Annotated in this window: 18 protein-coding genes and 1 tRNA gene; 18 read left to right on the forward strand and 1 reads right to left on the reverse strand. The window is 61.5% G+C overall.

The features are described from left to right. Nucleotides 1–23: 23 nt before the first annotated feature. A complete protein-coding gene (locus tag F6V30_RS10535; protein ID WP_151156919.1) occupies nt 24–452 on the reverse strand; it encodes an FKBP-type peptidyl-prolyl cis-trans isomerase in 429 nt (142 codons plus the stop codon). Nucleotides 453–1,012: 560 nt separating this feature from the next. On the opposite strand from F6V30_RS10535, the gene F6V30_RS10540 reads away from it, so the two are divergent. The 18 genes from F6V30_RS10540 (at nt 1,013) to pnp (ending at nt 18,575) form a co-directional block, all read left to right on the forward strand. Then, nucleotides 1,013–1,390: a NifB/NifX family molybdenum-iron cluster-binding protein gene (locus F6V30_RS10540; protein ID WP_151156920.1), complete on the forward strand. Its 378-nt coding sequence runs from the start codon at nt 1,013–1,015 to the stop codon at nt 1,388–1,390. A 188-nt stretch (nt 1,391–1,578) separates the two neighbouring features. After that, nucleotides 1,579–2,895: a porin gene (locus F6V30_RS10545; RefSeq protein ID WP_151156921.1), complete on the forward strand. Its 1,317-nt coding sequence runs from the start codon at nt 1,579–1,581 to the stop codon at nt 2,893–2,895. Nucleotides 2,896–3,067: 172 nt separating this feature from the next. Further along, nucleotides 3,068–3,883: a TOBE domain-containing protein gene (locus F6V30_RS10550; RefSeq protein WP_151156922.1), complete on the forward strand. Its 816-nt coding sequence runs from the start codon at nt 3,068–3,070 to the stop codon at nt 3,881–3,883. Nucleotides 3,884–3,990: 107 nt separating this feature from the next. Next, the gene (gene modD / locus F6V30_RS10555) at nt 3,991–4,845 is read left to right on the forward strand and encodes a ModD protein (RefSeq protein ID WP_151156923.1); all 855 of its coding nucleotides are present in this window, start codon (nt 3,991–3,993) and stop codon (nt 4,843–4,845) included. 67 nt (nt 4,846–4,912) lie between these two features. Then, a complete protein-coding gene (modA, locus tag F6V30_RS10560; RefSeq protein ID WP_191965655.1) occupies nt 4,913–5,659 on the forward strand; it encodes a molybdate ABC transporter substrate-binding protein in 747 nt (248 codons plus the stop codon). 8 nt (nt 5,660–5,667) lie between these two features. Then, the gene (modB, locus tag F6V30_RS10565; RefSeq protein ID WP_151156925.1) at nt 5,668–6,354 is read left to right on the forward strand and encodes a molybdate ABC transporter permease subunit; all 687 of its coding nucleotides are present in this window, start codon (nt 5,668–5,670) and stop codon (nt 6,352–6,354) included. Nucleotide 6,355: 1 nt separating this feature from the next. Then, nucleotides 6,356–7,411 (forward strand): molybdenum ABC transporter ATP-binding protein, encoded by a 1,056-nt coding sequence (modC, locus tag F6V30_RS10570; RefSeq protein WP_151156926.1) that lies wholly within the window; start codon nt 6,356–6,358, stop codon nt 7,409–7,411. 137 nt (nt 7,412–7,548) lie between these two features. Next, nucleotides 7,549–7,624, forward strand: a tRNA-Thr gene (locus tag F6V30_RS10575). Nucleotides 7,625–7,703: 79 nt separating this feature from the next. Next, complete coding sequence (locus F6V30_RS10580; protein ID WP_151156927.1) at nt 7,704–8,051, forward strand: cytochrome c3 family protein; 348 nt, start codon at nt 7,704–7,706, stop codon at nt 8,049–8,051. A gap of 126 nt (nt 8,052–8,177) precedes the next feature. Beyond that, on the forward strand, nt 8,178–8,663 hold the full coding sequence (rimP, locus tag F6V30_RS10585) for a ribosome maturation factor RimP (RefSeq protein ID WP_151156928.1): 486 nt from the start codon (nt 8,178–8,180) through the stop codon (nt 8,661–8,663). A gap of 38 nt (nt 8,664–8,701) precedes the next feature. Further along, nucleotides 8,702–9,895 (forward strand): transcription termination factor NusA, encoded by a 1,194-nt coding sequence (gene nusA, locus F6V30_RS10590; RefSeq protein WP_151156929.1) that lies wholly within the window; start codon nt 8,702–8,704, stop codon nt 9,893–9,895. Nucleotides 9,896–9,904: 9 nt separating this feature from the next. After that, entirely contained in the window at nt 9,905–10,510 is a 606-nt protein-coding gene (locus F6V30_RS10595; protein WP_151156930.1) for a DUF448 domain-containing protein, read from the forward strand. Between the two features lie 2 nt (nt 10,511–10,512). Next, entirely contained in the window at nt 10,513–13,233 is a 2,721-nt protein-coding gene (gene infB / locus F6V30_RS10600; RefSeq protein ID WP_151156931.1) for a translation initiation factor IF-2, read from the forward strand. A gap of 201 nt (nt 13,234–13,434) precedes the next feature. Continuing rightward, the gene (locus F6V30_RS10605) at nt 13,435–13,785 is read left to right on the forward strand and encodes a ribosome-binding factor A (protein ID WP_151156932.1); all 351 of its coding nucleotides are present in this window, start codon (nt 13,435–13,437) and stop codon (nt 13,783–13,785) included. Next, nucleotides 13,778–14,740: a DHH family phosphoesterase gene (locus F6V30_RS10610; protein WP_151156933.1), complete on the forward strand. Its 963-nt coding sequence runs from the start codon at nt 13,778–13,780 to the stop codon at nt 14,738–14,740. Before F6V30_RS10605 ends, F6V30_RS10610 begins: the two co-directional genes overlap by 8 nt. A 136-nt stretch (nt 14,741–14,876) precedes the next feature. Next, entirely contained in the window at nt 14,877–15,785 is a 909-nt protein-coding gene (gene truB, locus F6V30_RS10615) for a tRNA pseudouridine(55) synthase TruB (protein WP_151156934.1), read from the forward strand. A gap of 108 nt (nt 15,786–15,893) precedes the next feature. Continuing rightward, nucleotides 15,894–16,160: a 30S ribosomal protein S15 gene (rpsO, locus tag F6V30_RS10620; protein ID WP_149306131.1), complete on the forward strand. Its 267-nt coding sequence runs from the start codon at nt 15,894–15,896 to the stop codon at nt 16,158–16,160. A 279-nt stretch (nt 16,161–16,439) separates the two neighbouring features. Then, nucleotides 16,440–18,575: a polyribonucleotide nucleotidyltransferase gene (gene pnp, locus F6V30_RS10625; RefSeq protein ID WP_151156935.1), complete on the forward strand. Its 2,136-nt coding sequence runs from the start codon at nt 16,440–16,442 to the stop codon at nt 18,573–18,575. Nucleotides 18,576–18,628 lie beyond the last annotated feature (53 nt).

The following is an 18,628-nucleotide window of genomic DNA, read 5'->3' on the forward strand; positions in this document are numbered from 1 at the left end:
AAAGAACCCTTTCCGGACGGAAACTATTCGATGGCATCCAGCCGCAGGGCAAAGGTCAGGTCCAGCCCGGCCAGAGGGTGGTTGCCGTCCAGGGTTACCTCGGTCTCGGTGATCCCGGCGATCTGCATGACCCGTTCCCCGCCTCCCGAAAAGCCGATGCTGAGTTTTTGACCAACTATGATCTCTTTTTCAGCGGGGAAATGGGCCCGGTCCACCCGGAGGATGTTCTCGGGCACCCGCGGCCCATAGGCCTCGGCGGCCGGAATGAGGATATTGACCGTCTCTCCTACGGCCATGCCGACCACGGCCCGTTCCAGGGCCGGAAAGACCTGATCCCGGCCGATGGTGAAGACGAGCGGCTCCTCGTCCGGGGTGCTGTGGAAGATGCGGCCGTTGTCGAGGGTCCCGATGTAGTGGACCGTTACGGTGCTGCCCTGTTGTGCCTGTGCCATGTTGCGTCTCCTTGCAAGCGGGTGCTCAGCTGTTGTTGCATATGATTCTATGCAACATGTCGGCCGAGATGCCTTTTGAATACGGTTTCTTCGACGACGCCCCTGGCGCCGTGCGGACAGCAAGGCTGCCCTATAATGGGGCATGTACGCGGGACTTGACTATTCGTTATGCAGCATATAATATGCCGCCCGTCGTTTTGTTTGCATAACTATATGAATTAATAATGTAATTATGCTTCAATGATTTTGGCATGTGTTATGTATTTATCTATATAGCGCCCGAAGGTGTTGCGAGCGAGAATGGCTATATTCCGCCGCAACGTGATTCGGGTGCCGGTAAGGCGACAGGGAGGTCGCGCGCGGCGCCCGTTGGTGTGCGCTGCCATTGGTGGATGCGGTAACGGCGTTGCCATGGATGAATGGAGCGCCTCTTTCCGAATATGCACGATGTACCATGCTCACCGTGTCTGCGTGGGCACACGGGAAATGCACGCGCGGCCGGTGGCAAACTGCGGCACTGCGGGGGCGCCGGCGGCGTAAGGCCTTGGAAGGGAGACAGTATGAAGGTCGCTTTCACCACCTCGACCGGCGTCGAGGTCGATCTGAATTTCCGCACATCCACCAGTTTCACCGTCTGGGACGTGAGGCCGGACGAGGCGTACTACGTAACAACGGTACGGATCACAGACGATGCGGGGTGCGAGGATGACAGGATCGCCATCCGCGTCAAAGCGCTCAGCGGATGCTCCATCGTGTGCGCCCGGGAGATCAATGGCCCGGCGGCGGCCAAGCTGGCGGCCGGGGGCATCCACCCTCTGAAGGCCGGCGTGGCCACCCCCGTGGAGGAGATCATCGGCAGGTTGAAGAACGTGCTGCGGGGGGCCCCGGCACCCTGGATTCGCAAGGCGCAGATAGGGAACGACTTTGTTGCGGGGTGACATACCCGCTCAGGGGCGTTTTCCCAAGGATTACGTTGACCTGTACGCACGCCGTACAAGGCTCACTTTGTGGGCCTCCTTCATGTGGTGGGGGGAGCGATCCCCCCTTTTTTCATGCAGGGGCGGCGGGCGCATTTCGCGGGATGAATGGCGCGCCCCCGGGCGCGTATAAAACAAAGGAGGTTGGTATGAAAAGGTTGGGAATTTTGTTGGGGGTTGCCCTGATCGCGGCCCAGGCCGGCACGGCTTCGGCACGGAGTCTGGAGGATGTGCTGAAGGAAAAGGGGGTCATCACCGAGGAGGATTACAAGGAAATCCAGAAGAGCAGCCCGATCAAGTACAAGTTGGGCGAAGGGTTCAACTTTACCTCGGCCGACGGGAAGTTCAGCACCTCCATCGGCGGTGTGTATCAGCTCCGCTACACCCTGATGGATCTGGATGATGCCAACAACACCGCCGCCAAGCAGGCCCAGGATTCCAGCAAATTCGAGTTGCGGCGCATCAAGCTGGTTGCCAACGGCTATGCCTATTCCCCGGACCTGACCTACAAGATGACGATCAACTTCGCCAACATCGCCGGCGGCACCACCAGCAACGGCGGTCTTCTGGAAGAGACCTACGTGAACTACCGCCTGCTGAACGAGGTGCAGTTCCGTTTCGGCCAGGACAAGGTCCAGTTCGGCCGCCAGTGGATCACCTCCTCCGCGGCGCAGCAGTTCGTGGACGCCTCGGCGGTGACCAACGCCTTCGTGCCCGGGTATGACACCGGGGTGATGATCCACGGCAAGATCGCCGGCGGACTCGTCAACTACAACATCGCCGGCTACGGCGGGGTAGGGCAGAACACCTACCGCAGCACCACGGACAACGCCTTTGCGGCGCGCCTCACCGTCAACCCCCTGGGCGACGTGAAATACACCGAATCCGACGTGGAGTACAGCAAGAGCCCGCTGGTCTCCGTGGGCGCCGACTTCTACCGGAACACCCTGAGCGCCACCGAAGTCAATACCACCAACACCGCCACCGGCAACAACCTCAGCTTTGCCAAGAGCACCAGCTGGTACGGGCTTGGCAAGGGCCTCCTGCCCGCGGCCAGGGCGTTCAGCGCCGGCGAGGCGCTGGACTTCAACATGGCCAGCGTGGATGCGGCCTTCAAATGGCGCGGCTTCTCGGCCACGGGCGAGTACTTCTTCGCCGAGGCCGACGGCCAGACGACCAGCCACAAGCTGCGCGGTCAGGGCTTCTACGCCCAGGCCGGCTACTTCGTGATCCCGAAGAAGGTGGAGGTGGCCTACCGCTATTCCTACATCGACCCGAACCGCGACGCGGTGAACGACCTGTGGGTTGAGAACACCGGTGCGGTGTCGTGGTACGTGAACAACCAAAACCTGAAGGTCCAGGCGGACTACACCAATGTCCACAAGCAGGCGGCCATCGCCTCCACAAGCGGCAAGAACGTCACCGACGATCAGCAGGTGCGTTTCCAGGTCCAGATGCTGTTCTGATTCAACTCATCGGGAATACATCCGGCAGGCTGCGCCACGTTCGGCAGCCTGCCGGGCTGAATTTATAGTAATGCGCTTTACATGGGTGGTGATCCCGGTATAATTTTAACCAATAGGGCACGAAATTCCGTGCCGGTCGCCGCGAGTTTTTTGCGCACAGGGGTATCGTGTTATGAAATGTTCACAGGAAGGTGCCAAGCTGGAGCTCTCCGGGGCCGTCTGGCTGAACAAGGAAGACCGGAAGTTCCTGGGGGGCGACCGGATCAGTCTGCTGGAGCAGATCGGCGAGCTGGGCTCGATCACCAAGGCTGCGAAGGCGGTCGGCGTCAGCTACAAAACCGCCTGGGACCTGGTGAACATGATCAACAACCTGGCCGACAAGCCCTTGGTCGATCGTTTGACCGGGGGCAAGGGCGGGGGAGGGACCACCCTCACCGCCGAGGGGAAGAAGGTCCTGCGGGAGTTTCAGATCATCCAGGAAGAGCATCGCAAGTTTTTGGGCAATATCGCCGAGAAACTGGGCGATGCCGACAGCCTGTACCAACTACTGAGGAGGATTGCCATGAAAGTCAGCGCGCGTAACGTATTTGCCGGAACCGTGGCCAGGATCGTCAAGGGTGCGGTCAATGCCGAGGTCGACCTGACCCTCAAGGGGGGAGCCACCATCGCGGCTGTCGTCACCAACGGCGCCGTCGATAACCTGGGATTGGCGGTGGGGAAAGAGGCCTATGCCATCATCAAGGCCAGTTCGGTCATCGTCGGCATCGATCTGCACGATGCCAAGCTCAGCGCCCGGAACCTGATGTGCGGCACGGTCGCCAAGGTCATCGAGGGGCCGGTCAGCGCCGAGGTGGATGTGGAAGTGGGGGGCGGCAACACCGTCAGCGCCGTCATCACCCATGAGAGCAGCAGAAACCTGGGCCTGACCGTGGGCGGCCATGCCTGTGTCATCTTCAAGGCCTCCAGCGTCATCATTGGCGTGAGTTGAGCCGTACGCCGCAAGGAATATCCACGAGGGGCATCAACGGCGCTGCCCCTTTTTTGTGCATTCCGTTATATTTTAAGCACTATAACGGACAAACGAAGGAGGACGCCATGCTTGCCTGTCTGTCTGACGGGGAGATCGAACGTTTTTTGGAAGAGGATCTTCCCTATGGCGATTTGACCACCCATGTGCTCGGCATCGGCCACCAGCCGGGCACCATCGCCTTTGCCACCCGCGAGGACACGACCCTCTGCTGCACCGAGGAGGCGGGCCGGGTGCTGGAAAAATGCGGCTGCCGCATTTCGACCCTGGAGCCGAGCGGGACGCGCTGTGCCCCCGGCACGGTCTTTCTGGCCGCCGCAGGAACGGCACAGGCCCTGCATGCCGGTTGGAAGGTCGCCCTGAACCTGTTGGAGTACGCCTCGGGCATCGCCTCCCGGACCGCCAGGATCGTCCGGGCCGCCCGAGAGGTAAATCCGGGCGTCGTCGTGGTGACCACCCGCAAGTCCTTTCCCGGCACCAAAAAGATCGCCATCAAAGCCATCTGCGCCGGCGGGGCGCTGCCCCATCGCCTGGGGCTGTCGGAAACCGTGCTGGTATTCAAGCAGCACACCGCCTTTCTGGGGGGGCTGGATGCGTTTCTGGCGGGTATTGCCGATCTGCGGGCCGGGGCGCCGGAAAACCGGATCATCGTCGAGGCGGAGAACGCCGCGGAGGCGCTACGCATTGCCGGGGCCGGGGTGGATGTGGTCCAGGTGGACAAGCTGCCGCCCGCCGAGTTGCGGCACCTGGTGGCGGATGTGCGCACCAGGGGGCGGCAGGTGAAAATCTCCGCGGCAGGCGGCATCAACGAGGGAAACGTGGCGGAATATGCCGCCACCGGTGTGGACATCATCGTCCTCTCGTCGGTCTACTTCGGCAAGCCTGCGGATATCGGCGTCCAACTGGTTCCCCGTGGGGAGTGAAGGAACATCGTTACGCTCTGCGGGGCTGAAATTACTACAACACTAACGTCTTTATACGGAGATCATCATGAATCGAATCGTATCTACCCTGGTTGTCGCACTGGCCTGTCTGCTGCCCGTAACCGCCCTGGCCGGCGAGATCAACCTGTTTGTGGCGGCCAGCATGCGGGAGGTTGTCAATGAGTTGTCCGCCGACTTTGCCATGAAGAACAGCGGCGTGACCTTCAAGAAAAACTACGGCGCCTCCGGTGCCCTGGCCAAGCAGATCGAGAACGGCGCTCCGGCGGATATCTTCATCTCGGCCAACGTGGAGTGGATGGATTACATGAAGAAAAAGAAACTGGCCGACGACAGGAGCGTTGCCACCTTTGCCTACAATTCCCTGGTGTTCGCCGGTCGGCCGGGAGTGAAGGCCGCCAGCCTGCATGACGTGACCAAGTTGGAGAAGATCGCCATCGGCAGCCCCAAGAGCGTGCCGGCCGGGGAATACGCCACCGAGGCCTTCCGGAAGGCCGAGATCGACAAGCAGCTGGAGAAGAAGCTGGTCATGGCCAAGGACGTGCGCGAGTGCCTGCTGTACGCCGACCGGGGCGAGGTCGACGGCGCCTTCGTTTATAAAACCGACGCCCTGCAGGTGGCCAAGAGCGCCAAGATCCTGTTCACGGTGCCCCAGCAGTACTACCCGCGGGTTACCTACCCCATGGCCCTGACCGTGACCGGCGGCAAGAAGGCCGAGGCCGCAGGTTTCTATCGGTTCCTGCAGTCTGCAGAGGCTAAGGCCGTCCTTGCCAAACACGGCTTTCTCGTGAAATAGGGTACGGCATGCCGATTTTTACCTCCGCCGAATATATGGCCATCCTGCTGTCGCTCAAGGTGTCGGTCGTGGCGACGCTGGTATCGCTCCCCTTCGGTTTTGCGGTCGCCTATCTCATGACCTACCGGCGGTTCCGGGGGAGGGTCGCGCTGGACGTGGCGGTCAATCTCCCCCTGACCCTGCCGCCGGTGGTGATAGGGTATATCCTGTTGCTGCTCCTGGGGCAGAAGGGTTTTATCGGGCAGCATCTGTTGCAGCCGCTCGGCATCACGCTGATTTTCACGTGGAAGGCCGCGGTCATCGCCACGGCCGTGGTCGGCTTTCCCCTCATGGTCCGGTCGATCCGCCTGGGCATGGAAAGCGTTGACGAACGGCTCATCCAGGCCGCCCGCACCCTGGGCGCCGGATGGCTCGACACCATTGTGACCGTGATCATCCCGCTCTCGTTCCGCGGGATCGTTGCCGGGTCGGCGCTCATGTTCGCCCGCGGCCTGGGGGAGTTCGGGGCGACCATCGTGGTGGCCGGCAATATCCCCGGCGTGACCCAGACCATTCCCCTGGCCATCTACGAGTACACCAGTTCCCCCGACGGCGATCGCATGGCCCTGGCCCTGTGCCTGGTGTCGATCCTCCTCTCGGTGGTCGTGCTCCTGCTCCACGAATATCTCAACCGCCGCATCGCCAAGGCCGACTGACATGGAACTACGCGTTACCCTGAACAAGAACTTCGAAACCTTTTCCCTGGATATGGCCTTCACGGTCCAGGGGGAGCGCATCGGCGTCTTCGGACCGTCGGGATGCGGGAAGTCTACGCTGGTGAGCCTGCTGGCCGGATTGCAGCAACCGGACAGCGGCAGCATCAGCCTGGACGGGGAGGTGCTCTACGACAGCCACGGCGGTATCAACGCCCCCCCCGAGCAGCGCCGCATCGGCATCGTCTTCCAGCGCCCCTACCTGTTCCCCCACATGAGCGTCAAGGCAAACCTCCTGTACGGTTTCAAGCGGTGCGCCGCGGCGCACCGCACGGTGGATTTCGACAGCCTGGTGGCGGTGTTGCAGATAGGCCACCTGTTGTCCCGCAGCGTGCACAACCTCTCGGGGGGCGAGAAGCAACGCGTCGGCATCGGCCGGACGATGCTCTCCAATCCCCGCCTGCTGTTGATGGATGAACCGTTGTCGGCCTTGGACGACAATCTCAAATTCCAGATCATCGATTACCTGAAGGCGGCCAGCGAGACGTTCCGTATCCCCTATATCTTTATTTCCCACTCGCTCCTGGAGATGCGCATCATGACGGACCGGGTACTCGCGGTGAGTGCGGGGCGCATCGCCGCCCAGGCAACGGCCGAGGATCTGGCCCGCTCCCAGATGGGGCGGAGCCCGGTCGGCTACATCAATCTCCTGAGGCTGGACAATCCGCGCAGGATCAATGGCGTATCCGCCTATGGATGGGGCGGGACCGAGCTGTTGATCTCCACCGTCGGCGACCGGCCGGAGGCGCTGTTCGAACTCTCCTCCAAGGACATCATCCTGCTCAAACAGCACCCGGACGCCATCAGCGCCAGAAATCTGCTCGAATGTAGTGTTGCGGACACCTTCCTCTCCGGCAACAAGGTCGGGGTGGAGTTGACCTGCGGCGACGGCAAGCTCGTGGCCGAGGTCGTACCGGAGGCCGCCCGGGAGTTGGGTATCGAACGGGGCAGCAGGCTCTTCGCGGCCATCAAGGCCTCGGCGTTTCGCCGGCTCGAATGATTATCCCGCAAGTAGGGATTGACAGTCGCCCTTGTTTTAAGGTAATTTACCCAGCGCTGAAGCGTTGACGGATTGATTTGTAGCGAAAAACACCCAGCAAACCCGCATCAAATAACGCTTTACATGGTTAATTGATTGCCATCTTAGCTCAGTTGGTAGAGCAATTGATTCGTAATCAATAGGTCGCCGGTTCGATTCCGGCAGATGGCTCCACCCAGTATAGACAGGCACTCCCGTGATACGGCGAGTGCCTGTTGCATAAAAACACAATGAATGGGCTGAGGTCGTTTGTATGGTAAAATGCCGGTTGCTTTCGTTTGCGCTCGTCGTCTGCCCGCTCTGGGCGGTAAGCGTCCATGCCGATGAGGCGCGCCCCAAGTCTCAAGCCCAGGCCCGTATCGGCAAAAAGGTCGTCTATCCCGCTTCCCGGGGCGATGTGGTGTTCGATCACGATATGCATGTGGATGAACTCAAGGGGGAATCGTGCGCCCCCTGCCATCGCAAGGACGGCCCCATGGGCAAGGATACCCTGGCCCGCTTCGATTCCCGTATTGCCCACTATTTTTGCAAAGGATGCCATCGGGAGCGGGGGCGGGGCCCAACTGAGTGTCACGGGTGTCACAAGGGCCCGACAAAATAGCGCTCCGGCCCGGTAAATTACCAAAAAAAGACTTGCTTCTCCATGGCTTGCTGTGGTACAAAAACAAAAAAGTTGTTCACTAGAAAGTGAGCTCGCAAGGCTCACTTTTTTTTTGCGAGATTTTATATGAGTACAATCAAAGGCGATGTTTGCGGACTGGTGACCGAGATTGCCCTGCCGATTCTGGAATCCCTCGGCATGGAACTGGTCGATGTGGAGTTCGCCAAGGCCGGGCGCGATAGCGTGCTGCGGCTCTTTATCGACAAAGAGGGCGGCGTTAACCTGGACGACTGCGCCGACGTCAGCCGCGAATTGTCGGCGGTCCTGGATGTGGAAGATGTCGTCCCCGGCCACTATTCCCTAGAGGTCTCTTCCCCCGGTCTGGATCGGCCCCTCAAGAAGCCGGCCGATTATGAACGCTTTGCCGGCCGGTTGGTGAAGGTGCGCACCTTCGAGTCGTTACCCGACGACGCCGGCAACAGGCGCAAAACCTTTGCGGGACGGTTGGAAGGGCTGGCGGACGGCAACGTCGTCATAAGGCTCACCGAGGGACAGTCCGCCTCGATCCCGCTGGAAAAGGTCGCCAAGGCCAATCTGGAATTCGAATTTTAAGCTCATTTTTTCATAGACACCGGTAAGGAGAAGCAATCGTGGATACGAACATCAATCTCAAACATGCCATCGAACAGATCGTCAAGGAAAAGGGTATCGACCGGCAGGTGGTCATGGAGGCCATGGAGCAGGCGGTGTTGACCGCTGCCAACAAGAAGTACCGCAATACGCGGGATCTTGAGGCCCATTATAATCCTGACTCGGGTGAGGTGGAACTGTTTGAGTTTGTAACCGTTGTGGAAGAGGTGCAGGACTCCTACAAGGAGATCGACCTCGACGAGGCCCGCGAGATCGATCCCGAAGTGGAGATCGGCGACTCCCTGGGGGAACGGCTTGATGCCACCGGGTTTACCCGCATTGCCGCCCAGACCGCCAAGCAGGTCATCATCCAGAAAGTACGCGAGGCGGAACGGGAGACCATCTTCAACGAATACAGCGACCGCCAGTGGGAGATCATCACCGGCATGGTGCGGCGTTTCGAGAAGGGCGAACTGTTGGTAGACCTGGGACGCGCCGAGGCGGCTCTTCCGACCAAGGAGCAGATGCCGCGGGAGGTTTACCGGCCGGGAGATCGCATTCGCGCCATCATCACCGAAATCCGCATGACCACCAAGGGGCCGCAGATCATCCTTTCCCGCACCCATCCCAGCATGCTGGCCAAGCTGTTCGAGCTTGAGGTGCCCGAGATCGCCGAAGGCATCGTGGAGATCAACGCCGTGGTGCGCGATCCGGGCAGCCGCGCCAAGATCGCCGTCTCTTCCAACGATTCGGATGTGGACCCGGTCGGCGCCTGCGTCGGCATGCGGGGCGCCCGCGTCCAGAACGTGGTGTCGGAACTGCGGGGCGAAAAGATCGACATCATCCCCTGGTCCGAGGATATTGCCCGCTTTGCCTGCAACGCCCTCTCCCCGGCCCAGGTTTCCAAGGTGTTCGTGGATGAGGACAACCGGGTGCTGGAGATCGTCGTGGCCGACGATCAGCTCTCCCTCGCCATCGGCAAGCGCGGCCAGAACGTCAGCCTTGCGGCCCGTCTGACCGGGTGCCGCATCGACATCAAGAGCGAATCCAAGGCTGCTGAGGCCGAACTGGCCCAGTTCGCTTCTTTTGACGGCACCCAGACGGAAGAGGAGCCGGCGGCCGAAGAGGGTGCCGAGGCTGGTGAAACTGCTGAAACCATCGAGGCCGCCGATGCCGCAGCTGCGCCGGATGCCGAAGAGAAGCAGGCGGAGTAGCGCAGCGCTATGCCCCGCCACGAAGGTGGAGAAAAGCCGCAACGCAGTTGTCTTGCGTGCCGCGAAACCAGGGATCGGGACCGCCTGATCCGTTTCGTGCTCTCCCCGCAGGGGGAGGTGGTGCCGGATCTGGATGCCAAGCTGCCCGGCAGGGGCGCTTATACCTGTATCGATGCCGCCTGTCTGGCTGCGGCGGTCAGGCAGCGCCAGTTCGGCCGCGCCTTCAAGCGCGAGGTGGCCGTGCCCGCTCCCGACGAGATGACCGCGCAGGTGGCGAGGCTTTTGCTCGAACGGGTCATGGGGTACATCGCCCTGGCCAACAAGGCCGGCAAGATCGTTGCCGGCGGTTCCATGGTCGGCGATGCGTTGAAAAGCAGCAACAAGCCGGGACTGGTCCTGGTGGCGCAGGATGTTTCCGAGGCCATCGGCGAGAAGATCGAAGGCCAGGCGGCCGGCAACAACGTGCCCTGCCGGCGGGTACTGACAAAGGACGATTTCGGCGCACTGCTCGGCAAGGCGCCGCGCAGTGCGATTGGTATCAAATCGAGTGGTTTTGTGGCGCAACTTTTGAAAACTATTGAACGATATAGAAACTTCCTGGGGGAGGTGCAGTAAGTATGAGCAAGATACGCGTGAGCAATCTGGCAGAAAAATTGGGTGTTGATGCCCGTGAGACCCTTGCCAGGCTCAAAGAGATCGGGGTTGAGGCCAAGTCGGCGGCCTCCCTGGTCGAAGAGGATGCCGTCAAGAAGTTGCTGACGCCTCAGCCCAAGGAAAGCAGTGCCAGCACCGAAGAAGTGCGGGTCACGACCAACATCATCAGGCGTCGCGCCAAAGCTGTTCCGGCTGCTCCGGCGGCTCCGGCCGAGGAGGAAGCGCCGGCTCCGGTTGCCGCAGCCCCTGCTGCGCCCGTAGCTGCGGCCCCTGTCGTTGCTCCTGCTCCTGCAGCCGCCGTCGTTGTGGAGCCGGAGAAGAAAGCCGAACCGGCCCCGGCCCCCAAGGCCCCGGTGGTCAAGCCCGCCGAGCCTGAAGCCGCTGCTCCCCGCGAGGTGCCGCCGGCACCGGCCCCGGCCGCCGCTGCCGAGCCGGTTGTCCCGGAAAAACCCAAGGCGCAGCCCGAAGTGCCCAAGGTCGGCCCCAATCAGGCCCGCATCCTGGGCCGGATGGAGATTCCGGGCGTTACCAGCCGCCCGACCCGCGTGGTGACGAAGGATGCGCCCCCCACGCCGCGCACCGCACCGCCTCGGCATGAACCGGCGGCACCCCGGAGCGGCGCCGCGCCCGCTGGCGAACAGGACCGTTCCCGCATGAAGCAGGTGCAGCTTGCGCCGGCAGCCCCCTCGGCCGGCGACAGCCGTCGCCCCGGCGGGAAAAAGGACGGCCCGGGCCACGGCGGCGCCGATGCCGGCAAAGGCAAGAAGGGCGGCGCTGCTGCCGGCAAGGGCAAGAAGGACCAGCCGAAAAAACACGAAATCCTGGAAAAACGCGAACGCACCTTTGATCCGGTCTACCGGGGGGGCAAGAAGAAGGGCGGCAGGGAGCGGTCGGTCGAGACCCGCAAGACCGAGATTACCGTTCCCAAGGCCATCAAGCGCATCATCCGCATCTCCGAGAGCATCAGCGTCGGCGAATTGGCCAAGCGTATGGGGATCAAGGCCAACGACCTGATCAAATCCCTGATGAAGATGGGGATGATGGTCACCATCAACCATCCCCTGGATTACGACACCGCGGTCATCCTGGCCTCCGAGTACGGTTATGAAGTCGAAAACGTGGCGGTTGACCTGGACGAGATTCTGGAATCGACCCCCGATGCGCCCGAAACCCTGGTGAAACGGCCGCCGGTCGTGACCATCATGGGCCACGTCGACCACGGCAAAACCTCCCTTCTGGACGCTATCCGCAAGGCCAATGTCATTGCCGGCGAGGCGGGCGGCATCACCCAGCATATCGGCGCCTACGACGTGGAGCTGAAGGGGCGCAAGATCACCTTCCTCGATACGCCGGGCCATGAAGCGTTTACCGCCATGCGTGCCCGCGGCGCCAAGGTGACCGACATCGTCATCCTGGTTGTCGCCGCCGACGACGGGGTCATGCCCCAGACCCGCGAGGCGATCAACCACTCCAAGGCGGCCGAGGTCCCGATCATCGTGGCCATCAACAAGATCGACAAGCCGGACGCCAAGCCGGAGCGGGTCAAGCAGGAACTGATGGAGTTCGGCCTGGTCGCATCCGAGTGGGGCGGCGACGCCACCATGGTGGAGGTGTCGGCCAAGAAACGCCTCAACCTGGAAGAACTGCTGGAAATGGTCCTGTTGCAGGCCGACGTGATGGAGCTCAAGGCCAACCCCGACAAGCTGGCCAAAGGGACCATCGTGGAAGCCAAGTTGGACAAGGGGCGCGGTCCGGTCGCCACGGTGCTGGTGCAGGAAGGCACCCTCAAGGCGGGCGACTACTGCGTCGTCGGCGTCCATTCCGGCCGTGTGCGCGCCATGCAGGACGACCACGGCGAGAAGGTTCTGGCGGCCGGTCCCTCCAAGCCGGTGGAAGTGGTCGGTCTCTCCGGTGTGCCCGATGCCGGTGACATCTTTGTGGCCATGCAGGACGAAAAGCAGGCCAAGGAGATCGCCACCCTGCGCCAGATCAAGCTGCGCGAGATGGAACTGGCCAAGCACACCAAGCTGACGCTGGAAGACCTGTACCGCAAGATCCAGAGCGGCGAGGTCAAGGACCTTGACGTCATCGTCAAGGGCGACGTTCAAGGGTCGGTGGAAGCGGTGGGCGAATCGCTGCGCAAGCTGTCCACCGATGCGGTGCGGCTCAACGTCCTCCACTCCGCGGTCGGCGCCATCACCGAGACGGACGTCAACCTGGCTGCGGCATCCAACGCCATCATCATCGGTTTCAACGTCCGTCCCGAGGTCAAGGCCCAGGGCCTGGCCGAGAAGGAAGGGGTCGATATCCGCGTCTACAACATCATCTACGATGCGGTGGAGGACGTGAAAAAGGCCATGGAAGGCCTCCTGGAGCCGACCTTCAAGGAAAAATACCTTGGGCGCGCCGAGGTGCGCGAACTGTTCTCGGTGCCCAAGATCGGTATCGTCACCGGTTGTCATGTTCAGGACGGCAAGATGCTGCGCAACGCCCAGGTCCGCCTGCTGCGCGACAACGTGGTGGTCTACGAGGGCAAGATGTCGTCCCTGCGCCGTTTCAAGGACGATGTCAAGGAGGTGGCCAGCGGCTACGAATGCGGCATCGGCCTGGAGAATTACCACGACATCAAGGTCGGCGACCTCATCGAAGCGTTCGAGATGGAAAAGATCGCCGCGAAATTATAGACCAAAAGACGACGACAGGTATTCGCCACAAAGGCACAAAGAGCGCAAAGGATTCATAGGGGCGGCGGTATAAAGGTATTCACCCCTCTGGTGAATCCGGTCAAAGATAAAATTGTCATATATCTTGCCGTAAGCATTCTTTGTGTCCTTTGTGCCTTTGTGGTGAACCGTTTTTTTCTCGTATAAAAGGGTTGCACTTTTATGGCACACAAACGTTCCGACAAGGTCGCCGAGACCATCCATGAGCTGATTTCTTCGATCCTCTCCCGGGGGCTCAACGACCCGCGTATCGGGTTCGTCACCATCATTGCCGTTGAGGTCACCGAAGACCTGCGGCTGGCGCGGGTCTTCTTCACGGTCATCGGCGACGACCAGGCCAAGAAGGACAGCGAAGCCGGCCTGAACAGCGCCAAGGGGTTCCTGCGCCGCGAACTGGGCAAGAGCCTGACCATGCGCTACACACCGGATCTCATCTTCAAGTACGATCATTCCGGGGAGTACGGCTCCCGGATAGACTCTCTCCTCAAGGAGATTGATACCCCGCATGAATGAAACCATTCAGGATATCGCATCGGTCATCCGCGCCAATTCCTCGTTTCTGATCACCAGCCACGAAAGCCCGGACGGCGATGCGGTCGGCTCTACCCTGGCCCTGGCCTCGTTCCTGCGGAAGAGCGGCAAAGAGGTCTGCGTCCATCTGCGTGACCAGGTGCCCGATCTGTATGCCTTCCTGCCGGGTGTCGATACGGTCGTTCAGCACATACCGGACCGGGATTTCGATGTGGCCTTTGTTCAGGATATCGGCGAGTTCAGCAGGGCGGGGGAAGAGTTCTGCTCCTTCAAGCGCATCGGCACGCTGGTCAATCTGGACCATCATCTGGGGTGCGACAACTTCGGCCACCACAACCTGATCGATCCCCAGGCCGCGGCGACCGGTGTGCTGGTTCACCGGGTCATCAGCGCCTTAGGCGGCCCCATGGACCGGGATACGGCACTCTGCCTGTACGTCTCCATCATTACCGACACCGGTTCCTTCCGTTATTCCAACGCCAACACCGAAGCCTTTGCCATTGCCGGCGAGATGATCGGCTACGGCATCAACGCCTGGGATGTGGCGGAACAACTCTATGAGAATCAGCCCCGCAAACGTCTGGAACTGTTGTCCCGGTGCCTGCCCACCCTTGAGGTGATCAGCAATGGCCGGGCAGCGTCGGTTTCCGTGACCCTGGACATGTATGCCGTCACCGCTACCGACGCCGAGTTGACGGACGGTTTCATCAATTATCCCCGTTCCATACGCGGTGTGGAGGTGGCGATCTTCTTTCGCCAGTTGGCCGAGCGGCGGTACAAGGTCGGTTTCCGTTCCAAGGGCAAGGTCAATGTGGCCGGCTTTGCCGCCAGCATGGGCGGAGGCGGGCACCACAACGCCGCCGGCTGCACCGTGGACGGCACCTTGGACGAGGTAAAGGCCAAGGTCTACGCCATCGTGGAATCCGCCCTTTGTTAGATCGTCCCCGGTTCCCCCAAAGCCGCCCGCACCACGGGGGGCATCCTGCACGTTCGGCCGCGGCCCGGCACGGTGCCCTTCGCGTTCCGGTCCCCCTCGCGTTTTCGTGGCCGTGCACCGGTGTCCCCAGCCCCCTATGAATGGTTTTGTGGTTATCGACAAGCCGGTCGGCCTCACCTCCCATGATGTGGTCAACCGCGTGCGCAGGATTCTCGGCACCAGGAGGGTGGGGCATACCGGCACCCTGGACCCCTTTGCCACCGGCGTCCTGCCGGTAGCGGTCAACGAGGGGACCAAGGCCATACCGTTTTTGGACGAGGGGCGGAAGGTCTATGAGGCGCTCCTGCGTCTCGGGGTGAAGACCGATACCCTGGACATGACCGGCCGGGTGCTGCACGAGGCCGACGGGACGCAGGTGAGCCGCGACCGCCTGGAGGCCGTGGTGGCGGACTTTACCGGCGAGATCAGCCAGATGCCCCCCATGTTCTCGGCCATCAAACAGGACGGGCAACCGTTGTACAAGCTGGCGCGCAAGGGGCAGGAGGTGGAGCGCCAGGCGCGTCGGGTGCAGATCCATTCCCTGGAGATCGTCTCCGTGGCCCTGCCGCTGGTGGCCCTGCGGGTGGTCTGCTCCCGCGGCACCTACGTGCGTTCCCTGGCGGACGACATGGGGGCCGCCCTCGGCTGCGGCGCCGCGCTCCAGGAATTGCGCAGGACGGCCAGCGGGCCGTTTACCATCGCTTCCAGCATCACCCTGGACGAATTGCAGGAGGCGGCGCAGGCGGGCAGGGCCGAAGCGGTATGCCGCCCCCCCCATGCCGTCCTCGGCCACCTGCCGGATATCCCCTTGACCGATGCGGGCGTAGTCAAGGTCAGGCACGGCAGGGCGCCCGAACTGGACGAAACCGGGATTGCCGTTTGGCCGGCGTGTGCCGCGCCCCTGACGGTGCGCCTCTCCCGGGGGCAGGAACTCGTCGCGGTCGCGGAACTCTCCTCTTTGGATGGAGACGGGGTTCGCATTGCGCTGAAGCGGGTCTTCTGCTGAGTTACCGCTTTACAAATTTGCATGTATGTGCTATTTAAAAAAATCCATGATAAAGTTGCTATGCTGCTGCATACAAACAACAAACCGCAATGAAGGGAGGTGTTGACAGTGTTGGCATCCGAAAAAAAACAGGAAATCATCAACTCGTTCAAAACCCATGAAAGCGACACAGGTTCTCCGGAGGTGCAGATCGCCATTCTCACCGAGCGGATCACCTATCTGACCGAGCATTTCAAGATCCACAAAAAGGACCACCACAGCCGTCGCGGGCTTCTGAAGCTCGTCGGCCAGAGGAGGCGCCTTCTGGACTACCTCAAAGGCAAGGAGCTGGACAGGTACAAGAAGGTTATCGAACGACTCGGCATACGCAGGTAATGGAAGGCAGTATGCCCGCTCTTTTGCGGGTATATTGCCTGCTCCATTTTTGGTATGCTCGTTTCGCAAGAGGGCTTCACAGCCCTTTTATTTTTTGTTGGGGACGTGGGTAGAGTTGCCCTGAAGATCAAAGAACATCCGCCGATGGTACGCGGAGACGGTGAGAACGGCCTTGAATCGATCCAGCCGTGTTCCCGTGCCTTCCGCAGCGGATGATGACCTGTCGTTCAGGGATGCTGTAGCGACGGCCCCAACGCAACCAAACAGGAGAATGAAACTATGGAACAAAAAGTACAGGTTGAGTTCGGCGGCAGGACCGTAACCATTGCCACCGGCAAGATGGCCAAACAGGCCAGCGGCGCCGTGGTGGTAAGTTGTGGCGACACCATGGTGCTGGTGACCGCCGTGGCGACAAAGGAAGCCAAGGAAGGGCAGGATTTTTTCCCCCTTACCGTCAACTATATCGAAAAAGCCTATGCCGGCGGCAAGATCCCGGGCGGTTTTTTCAAGCGCGAAGCACGTCCGTCGGACGCTGAAACCCTTACCTGCCGGTTGATCGACCGTCCGATCCGCCCGCTCTTTCCCGAGAACTTCCTGAACGACACCCAGATCATGGCCACCGTGGTATCGGCCGACAAGGACAACGATCCCGGCATCCTGTCCATGCTGGGCGCCTCGGCCGCCCTGATGGTGTCCGACGTCCCGTTCCAGGGCCCCATCGCCGGCGCCAAGGTCGGCCGGGTGAACGGCAAACTGATCTGCAACCCCACCTCCGAAGAGCTTGAGCAGAGCGACCTGGAGATCGTGGTCGCAGCCAGCCGCGACGCGGTCATCATGGTGGAAGGCGAGGCCAAGTTCGTATCCGAGGCCGACATGCTGGAGGCCATCTTCTTTGCCAAAGAGGCGATGCTGCCGTTGATCGAGGCCCAGGAAGAGCTGCAGAAGAAAGCCGGCGTCGCCAAGCGCGTGATTGCGCCCCCGGTCGTGGACGAAGCGCTGCTGGCCCGGGTGCGCGAACTGGCCTATGATCGCATCTCCGAAGCGGTCAAGATCAAATCCAAGCAGGAACGCCACAACCAGATCGACCTGATCACCGCCGAAACCGTCGAGGCCCTCAAGGAAGAGTTCGAAGGCAAGACCAAGCAGATCAAGGCATTCCTGGGCGATTTCGAGTACGAGCGCGTCCGGACCGACATCCTGGATACCGGCATCCGCATCGACGGCCGCGACACGGTCACGATCCGCCCCATCACCACCGAGGCCGGATTGTTGCCCCGTACCCACGGTTCCGCCCTGTTCACCCGCGGCGAGACCCAGGCCCTGGTTTCCACCACCCTGGGCACCTCCATCGACGAACAGCGCATCGACTCCCTGTACGGCGAGTCCCGCAAGCGCTTCCTGCTCCACTACAACTTCCCGCCGTTCTCCGTGGGCGAAACCAGCTTCCGCCTGGCTCCGGGCCGTCGCGAGATCGGCCACGGCATGCTGGCCGAGCGCGCGCTGTCTGCCGTCATCCCCAAACACGAAGACTTCCCCTACACCATCCGCATCGTCTCCGAGATCCTGGAGAGCAACGGCTCCTCCTCCATGGCCTCGGTCTGCGGCGGCAGCATGTCGCTGATGGACGCCGGCGTGCCGGTTACGGCTCCGGTGGCGGGTATCGCCATGGGCCTGATCAAGGAGGGGGACAAGGTCGCCATCCTGTCCGACATCCTGGGCGACGAGGACCACCTGGGCGACATGGACTTCAAGGTGGCCGGTACGACCGAGGGGGTTACCGCCCTGCAGATGGACATCAAGATCGGCGGCGTCACCAAGGAAATCATGCAGCAGGCGCTGAAACAGGCCCGCGAAGGCCGGTTGCACATTCTGGGCAAGATGGCCGAGACCCTGTCGGCCGCACGCGGCGAGATGTCTCCCTTTGCCCCGCGCATCACCACCATCTGGATCAAGACCGACCGCATCCGCGACGTCATCGGCACCGGCGGCAAGAATATCCGCAACATCACCGAGACTACCGGCGTCACCGTGGATATCGAGGATACCGGCCGCATCAACATCGCCAGCACCAACAAGGAAGCCTGCGACCTGGCCATCCAGATGATCCGCGGCCTGACCGACGAGGCGGAAGAGGGCAAGCTCTACATGGGCACCGTCCGGAAGATCATGGACTTCGGCGCCTTTGTGGAGATCATGCCGGGCACCGACGGCCTGGTGCACATCTCCGAACTGGACACCAAGCGGGTCAAGACGGTTACCGAAGTGCTGAACGAGGGCGACAAGGTCCTGGTCAAGTGCATCGGCATCGACAAGAACGGCAAGATCAAGCTCTCCCGCAAGGAAGCGCTCGGCCTCAACCTCGACGGCACGCCGGATGGTTCGGCTCCGTCGACAGAGGAGCCGTCGGGCGAATAAACCGGCTGTCCGGTAGTTTGAACGACAAACAAAAGGCGAAGCCCGCATCAGGG

The organism is Oryzomonas sagensis (assembly GCF_008802355.1).
In the GTDB taxonomy this organism is placed as follows: Bacteria; Desulfobacterota; Desulfuromonadia; order Geobacterales; family Pseudopelobacteraceae; genus Oryzomonas; species Oryzomonas sagensis.